The sequence below is a fragment of the Microcoleus sp. F4-D5 genome (assembly GCF_036704885.1).
In the GTDB taxonomy this organism is placed as follows: Bacteria; Cyanobacteriota; Cyanobacteriia; order Cyanobacteriales; family Microcoleaceae; genus Microcoleus.
In genome coordinates this window covers 33057-40345 of sequence record NZ_JAUBSX010000070.1, presented here as the reverse complement: position 1 = coordinate 40345, position 7289 = coordinate 33057, and the positions used below count along the sequence as shown (strand labels likewise).

Here is a 7289-nt window from a genome sequence, read left to right as displayed (position 1 = left end):
TATCCTCGAATGCAGGAACCTCGCTCTGTCTTGAAAGCTAAACTGCGGGGGTGATTAAGCCTTTTTCAGTGCCATTGATCTATAATTGTTTCGGTTTGTTCCCTGGCTTGATTCAATATTCCTAAGTCGTTAGGATATTTAATGTCGGCTGGCCGCAGGTTGCGTCTAATATTAATTTTCCTTGATTTTTCGGCTCGCTGATGTCCGATGACTTTTTATCGACTACTTTGCCTGGTGCTTCGGTCTGCTCTTTGACCATTTTTTCATTGATTTTATTGACTAGGTTGACACCTATTCTCTGTCTAAAGTGAACCAACATTGATGAGTCGAATGGTGCTTGACAGAAGATAGCTGGTCATGCCTATAAAGTATTGTAAGTAAGGGTTTTCTCGGATTTGTTCTATTGTTTCGCGATCGCTGGTTCCTAACCTTTCTTTAATAATTAATGCTCCCAATGCCATCCGAAAAGATGCAAGCTGGAGCTCCCATATCTACGGAAAAGTTTTGAGCATATTCTGCTTCAAATTCTGACCGCGGAATTAGTTTCGCCATGATTACCCAACGATTATCTTCTAACAATTGCCCCTCAAAAGGCAAGTCAAAGTTGGATGGCGGGTTTGGGGCCCTAGTCAACTTTTCGGTACATTACGAAAGTGATGTTTTACTAGGCTTTGGACAGATTTTAGCTCACAAGCTTGCACACGCTCCGCGTTCAAACCAGTCAAAGTCTTTCTCTGTCAAGGTTTTAGGCTTTTTCGGCAAGCCCTAATTAAAGTGGAAAGAAGTGGGACTCGCGGTAAAAATGACTATCAGCATTTAGCATACTACATCTGTAGCGTGTCCCAAGAGGCAGAAGTATTTGCGTCGAAAATACTGGAGCATTGGTTAATAGAGAATCAATTACATTGGGTTAAAGATGTGATTTTTCAAGAAGATTCTTGGCCGAGACATCATCAGAAAGCTGTGACTAATATATCAATTCTCACAACGATTGCCTTGAATCTTTACCAATGGTTAGGCTTTCGCTCGGTAAAAGCTGGACAAAGATGGTTGGGATCGAGATTGGATCTTCTCATACTTATTGCAACTTAAGCATTGGCATTTAACCTATTTGAGAGTTATCAAATTTCAGATGTTAATTAGTAAAACCGTTGCAGGGCATGGCAAACGGTTAATTTTAATATCAAATTTTATCGAAGTCGATCGCTCTGATAGAATACAGGGGAGCGCTCGAAATATTCATCGCTCATTCTCAAATTTTAGCTGCGCTAAAATTTGAGAATTAAACTGCCCTGGGCCGGACAACCGATCCATCCAAGCGAATTCAGGTTGCTTTTTGACGTGATTGGTGAGACCTTTTTTCAACTCACCAATCACCTTCGAGTCTGAAAGTTTACCCTCACTATACATTTAGGTTGCAAGCTTAAACCGCAATTAAATACCGCGCGCCGAAATTCTGCGTGTTTTGCCATCAAGGTCGCTTCGTTGTTCAATTTGAGCGCTTGTTTGAGGGTCAACATAATTAAGCTTACTTAGGGTTTTTTGTTTGGTCAATTATAGACAAGTTTAGCAAACTATTTGGCAATTTAGTCTAACTATTGTACTGAAACGGTATAGTTTGACTTTACTCCTGGTTCTAAAGAACCGACCCAAATTTTGTAAGATCCTGCTTCCCAGCCCGTATCCACAATGCCAGCATCTTTATTTTGACCTGTATCGTCTCCGCAGCGCACCGTGTTACCGTTGGGTCCTTGTATTAGTAAGGTTGTGTCTTTTCCCCCGCTGTTGACTTGGATTGTGAGTTTGGAAAAGTCTTGCTGCAAGACTATGATATGGTCGGGAGTTGGAGTGGCAAAACCCAAACATTTGTTTTTGTGGCGATCGGCGTTGGCAATGGCAGATAAAGAGTACGAACCGCCTGTGGAACCTCTCAAAACTGCTGTTGGGGAGCCAGAACCTCGCGATAAAGTTAAGGTGCCGAAATTGGCTGTTTCTGCTAAAACTGGTAGGGCGGCGGCTGCGGCGATCGCCACCAAGATCGCACCGTTTTTGAAATGGGCTCGCGGATTAAACAACATGGCAATACTCCTCGGTCACAACTTAAAATCACAACTCAGAATTTACCCATCGCAGCCCCTAGAATCTGAACTCTGGAGGAAGAACAATTTTTTTTAGTTCAAAACCTCCTGGCTCGTGCTCTTTATTTCTATCAGGACAATCACCTGTACGATCGTGCTCCGAGTGCCACTCCGAGTTCTGCCACACGCGATCGGCTCACATCCGAAATTATACGCTGTCAAGATGATCGATTTGATACTGCTTGCCTTGCTGCTTGGGATCTGTTCTCTATTGACACAGGTTTTGGTATTGTTACCTATGGGTCTATTCTACTGGTTCCACCTCCCTAATTGGCTGAGCCTGACCTTGATTTTGCTGGCGATTTCTTGGTGCTTGGGGGATTAGTCAGCAGTAAGCAGTCAGGAGTTATTAATTATTAGTCAAAAGTTAATTGTCAATCATTCCCCTTCCCCCAACGGTTAATGCCCTATTGCCCCCGGTCTGATGATGTATACTTCACAATTGACAATTCAGGAATCTAAACTCTAGGATTTGACATCTACCTATAGAATGATGCAACGACAAATTTATTCGATATCAGGATTTCACTCTTCTGACAAAACCCTGGGGGAAACTCCTAAAAAACAGTCGCGTCCGATACACCGGGCGATCGTGTTCATGCTGCTGGCAACCGGTTTGCTGGGTCTGCACGCTAGTCGGCTGGTGGAATTGCAACTGGTACAAGGGAAGCAAAACCGGGAACGAGCAGAAAACAATCGCGTTCGCCTAGTGCCAATGCCTACGAATCGCGGACACATTATCGATCGCAAAGGCAAGCTGCTAGCAGGAAACAATTTAGCTCGATCGGTATATTTGTGGCCGAAAGAACAAACGCCGGAAGAGTGGAAAGCAACAGCAGAAAAGTTGAGTCCGCTGGTGAAAATTCCGACCAAAGAAATTTTACAAAAATTAAAACAGGTAGATCCTCTATCCTACAGACCGGTGCGGCTCAAGCAAGCAATGCCGCCAGAGGTGTTTGTGCCACTAGCAGAACAGGTGGGACAAATGCGGGGAGTGGAAGTGCGACCAGAAGCGAACCGCTACTATCCCGAAGGCAGTTTAGCGGCTCACGTTATCGGATATATTGGCGAAGCTACCGCAGCAGACTTAAAAGCTCACCCGGAATATCCGATGGGGATGATTGTCGGTCAAATGGGCATAGAAGCGAGTTCTAACAAGCAGATAGCGGGAGTTTGGGGCGATCGGCTGATCGAGGTAAATGCCCAAAATCAAGAATTGCGGCTGATGGGAGAGACACCGCCCAAGCCCGGTGAATCGGTGCAGCTAACCATAGACTTGGAAATGCAAAAAGCAGCCGAAAAAGCCCTGGGGAACCGCCGGGGAGCAGTAGTGGCGCTGGATGTCAAAACCGGGGCGGTATTAGTTATGGCCAGCCACCCGACTTTTGACCCCAATCTGTTTACGCGCAAAATAACTAAGGGTGAGTGGGAAACTCTTCAAGAGCAGGAAAATCCATTTTTGAATCGGGCCATGCAAGGCTATCCCCCCGGCAGCACCTTTAAAATTGTGACTTCCGTCGCGGGCCTGGAGTCTGGCAAATTTTCGCCGGACTCAATTCTGGGTACTTCGTCTTACATTACTGTGGGGGGAATTGATTTTAACGAACACAGCGGCGGTTACGGCGACATCGGCTTTCGGGATGCTTTGGCTTTCAGCAGCAATACATTTTTTTATCAAGTGGGGATTAGTACCGGGCCGGAGGAAATTTCTAAGTGGGGACGGCGCTTGGGAATTGGCAAGGAGACGGATTTGAACCTTTTGGGGTTAGGCGGCGGAGATCGCGGTCAAATCCCGACGCCGGAGGAGAAGGAGAAAATGTATAAAGAACCTTGGTATGCGGGTGATACGGTAACGATGTCGATCGGTCAGGGGTTGGTGTTGGTGACTCCTTTGGAGGCGGCGGTGATGGTGAGTTCGATCGCTAACGGCGGCTATCGGGTGAAGCCTCATCTTTTGACTTCTATGACTGGCACGCCGCAGACTCAACGGGTACAGACGGGGATGAAACCTTCAACAATTCAGGTGGTTAAGGAAGGACTGATCGCGGTAGTTGCCCAGGGTACGGGACAGGGATTGAATGACGGTTCGATTCCGCTGACGGGTGGCAAAACAGGGACTTCGGAGGTGATCGGACAGCAGGATCACTCTTTGTATGTGGCCTTCGGGCCCGCCCAGAAGCCGGAAATTGCGATCGCCGTGGTTGTGGAAAATGGCGGTTATGGTTCTGTTGCCGCGGCCCCAATCGCCAAAGAAGTGTTTCAAGCTTATTTTGGGCAACAGAAAAAGGTGAAGCCGTCAGTAGTGATTAGTCCTTAGTTCTTGGGAATGGGGAATGGGGAATTGGGCATAGGGAATTGGGCATAGTTTCTTCCTTCTTCCTTCTTCCTTCTTCCTTCTAACTAATGACTACTGACTAATGACTGCTGACTAATGACTGCTGACTACTGACTAATTCAGCCGCATAAATATAGTAGCTTTGCGAATTCCTGTTATTTCTCCCGTACTGGTGACAGTGAGCGATCGCAAGTGATCGAATAATGGTCTTGCCGAAAGTTCAATTAACCTCAACAGCGGGATTTGTTTTTCCCAAATTGCCCTGCTAGAAGGCCAGTCTAAATAAAAATAGCCGTCGTTAGATGGCGGTAGCGGTTCAATGCTGGTTTGAAAATCTTGATTGGCAACTAAAGAGCCTGTTGCGGCTGCTTCTAGTGCTGCGTCCATTGCTTCTACTGATGTGGTGAAAATTTCGTATTTGCCGACGGTGGCTCGGACTCCTTTTGCCTCGGTTTCGATCGCACTTTTTCTATTATTTTCTATTCCATAATTGGGACTCGTTGTCAACTGCGTCCAAGCGGTAATTTTCTGGTTTCTGAGAGTGAAGCTGCCGATGCTGTATTCTTTGCTGCGGGCAATTTCATCGAGTTTGTCGATCGCCTTTTGGGAATCAGCAGAGTTTTCGGCTGCAAAAATCCAATCCGCACTATTTGACGAATTCGGAACCACTGCTAAAGCGTATTCTCCTTGTACCCAGTCAAATATATCCTGCTGCAGGTTGACGCCCCAAATTTGCTGAATATCTGCCAGGGTGCGATCGACTAAATTTGATACTTCAGCGTTAGCTGACACCGCAGATGACAAATCAGCCCAAAAATTCCTTAAATCGGTGCTGGCGACGGCGAAAGGACTGGCTGAGGGAATGTACTGCAAGGCTTGCACTGGTTCGGAGAGTGTTGGAGAAGCTGTGTTTTCTCGCGATGTCACTAAAGCAGTTTGAGCCAGCAATCCCCGTCGGTTGACTCCGACAGCAACTGCGAGAGAATTAAGAGAAACTTGGGGATTTTGCTCGGTTGCTGACTGCGGGAGATTGACAAATGCTAAAGCGATTCTGCCTTGAGTTAGCTGCTGTAAAGCTTTTTGATATTCCGGGGTATTGTTGAGATTTAGGTTGGCTGATTCAACGTTATTAATTGCCTCTCGAATCACATTCGGGCTATTGGCAAATAAAACAAAATTTTGGTTATCCCCAGAATTTAAATTGCCGCCGATGGTCGCTGTTGCGAAGCTACGCGGCAAAGTTGAATTCGGCAGAGAAAAGGGGTTGAAAGGCGAAATCGAAACGGCTTTTTTCTGGGTTATCGGTACTTTTTTATAATTAATTTTGACGCCTTTATATAGTTCCGACTGCACTGTTTTATCTGCCCGAGATTGTTTTCGCCAGTAGGAGTCGAGAAATTGTTGGCTGCGATCGACCTTTTGAGAGGAAACGGCCAGCAAAAACCCGGCTTGTTGGCCGTTGCTGCTGTCGCCGTCAAAATCTGGCGTTGTGACGGCGAGGGTAATTTCGTCACCTATCCAAGGTTGGATATCTCGACTGTAATCCAGGTCTGTATTGGCGAGGAAACTTTTTTTGATTCGCTCAAATTCCGCGTGCGATCGACTTCTTTCTTCGGGAGTGGCAAAAACTTGCCGCAATGCTTCTAGGCGATCGGGATTTACCAGCATTGATGCTAACAAAGGTGCTTGTTTCGAGACAAACACAGCCGCAGCCGGAGTAGTTGTCGGCCCGCCGGCGAGCAAATTCAGGGGAGTTTGAGTTGTCAGCCAGTAAAAACCACCGGCACTCAAGCCTAAGAGTACCAAGACGCCAGCAATGAGGAAAGAAAAGAACGATCGCAGCTTCATACAACAAGGACTAATGACCACAGTCTATTATTAACTATAGCCTTTCGAGCGTAACATGATGTGTTCTTGGGCATTGGGCATTGGGCATTGGGAATTGGGCATTGGGAATTGGGCATTGGGCATTGGGAATTGGGCATTGGCCAAACAGGAAGAGTACCTTACTTTCCACAGAACCGCTATAGAGTAGCGCATAAACGTAGCTGTCGGCAGATACTTTTTGTGCGGTTCGCAAAAAAAAAGGCTAAACTAAAATATTCTTAATATCTAAAACCAAGTAAAATGCTAACAATCTCAACGCCCCCCGAACAGCGAGTTTTACTCCCCAATATCAGTTGGCAGTTATATGAAAGCCTGCTAGGGGAACTGGGCAACAAACGTTCCACCAGAATTGCCTATCATCAAGGTCAATTAGAAATTATGGTGCCGCTACCGGAACATGAAAATCGCAACAGGCTGATCGATCGCTTAATTGTAACTCTCATAGAAGAACTCAATCTGGAGTACAACCCCTTTGGCTCGATGACGATTAAAAAACGCAAAAAAGCAGCGGGAAAAGAACCAGATTCATGCTATTATATCCAGAATGAAGCACTGGTCAGAGGGAGAACAGAATTAGACTTTGCTCAAGATCCGCCGCCCGATTTAGCACTAGAAATTGATATTACCAGCAGTTCCTTAAATCAATTCGATTTATATGCAGATTTAGGCGTACCAGAAATTTGGCGGTACGACGGACGAAACATCAAGTTTTATCACTTGCAAAATGGCGAATATGCCGAGTGCAATTATTCCCGGGCTTTCCCGATGCTACCGACTGCAAAAGTTGACGAATTTATCGATCGCACTCAAACTACAGGCGCAACCGCAGCAGTGCGAGAATTCCGGGAATGGGTCAATCGATTTTAGATTTGAGATTTTAGATTTTAGATTTTAGAATTGAAGCATTCACTTGCGCGAAATAAATACGT

4 protein-coding genes and 2 pseudogenes are annotated in these 7289 nt (G+C 45.9%); 3 read left to right on the top strand and 3 right to left on the bottom strand.

Features of this window, described 5'->3' with window-relative positions; genetic code table 11:
• Positions 1–77: 77 nt before the first annotated feature.
• A pseudogene (locus QUA80_RS25715) lies at positions 78–646 on the bottom strand (transposase); the annotation flags it as partial.
• 113 nt (positions 647–759) lie between these two features.
• Between QUA80_RS25715 and QUA80_RS25710 the strand changes: the two are divergent.
• Positions 760–1092, top strand: a pseudogene (locus tag QUA80_RS25710) (ISAs1 family transposase); the annotation flags it as partial.
• A 503-nt stretch (positions 1093–1595) separates the two neighbouring features.
• On the opposite strand, the gene QUA80_RS25705 reads toward QUA80_RS25710, so the two are convergent.
• Positions 1596–2078 (bottom strand): hypothetical protein, encoded by a 483-nt coding sequence (locus tag QUA80_RS25705; RefSeq protein ID WP_333427831.1) that lies wholly within the window; start codon positions 2076–2078, stop codon positions 1596–1598.
• A gap of 550 nt (positions 2079–2628) precedes the next feature.
• Between QUA80_RS25705 and mrdA the strand changes: the two genes are divergently transcribed.
• Positions 2629–4455: a penicillin-binding protein 2 gene (mrdA, locus tag QUA80_RS25700; protein ID WP_333427830.1), complete on the top strand. Its 1827-nt coding sequence runs from the start codon at positions 2629–2631 to the stop codon at positions 4453–4455.
• A 132-nt stretch (positions 4456–4587) separates the two neighbouring features.
• Here mrdA and QUA80_RS25695 read toward each other — a convergent pair whose 3' ends face one another.
• Positions 4588–6342 (bottom strand): DUF3352 domain-containing protein, encoded by a 1755-nt coding sequence (locus tag QUA80_RS25695; RefSeq protein WP_333427829.1) that lies wholly within the window; start codon positions 6340–6342, stop codon positions 4588–4590.
• Positions 6343–6600: 258 nt separating this feature from the next.
• On the opposite strand from QUA80_RS25695, the gene QUA80_RS25690 reads away from it, so the two are divergent.
• The gene (locus tag QUA80_RS25690; RefSeq protein ID WP_333427828.1) at positions 6601–7227 is read left to right on the top strand and encodes a Uma2 family endonuclease; all 627 of its coding nucleotides are present in this window, start codon (positions 6601–6603) and stop codon (positions 7225–7227) included.
• The last annotated feature ends 62 nt before the right edge of the window (positions 7228–7289 follow it).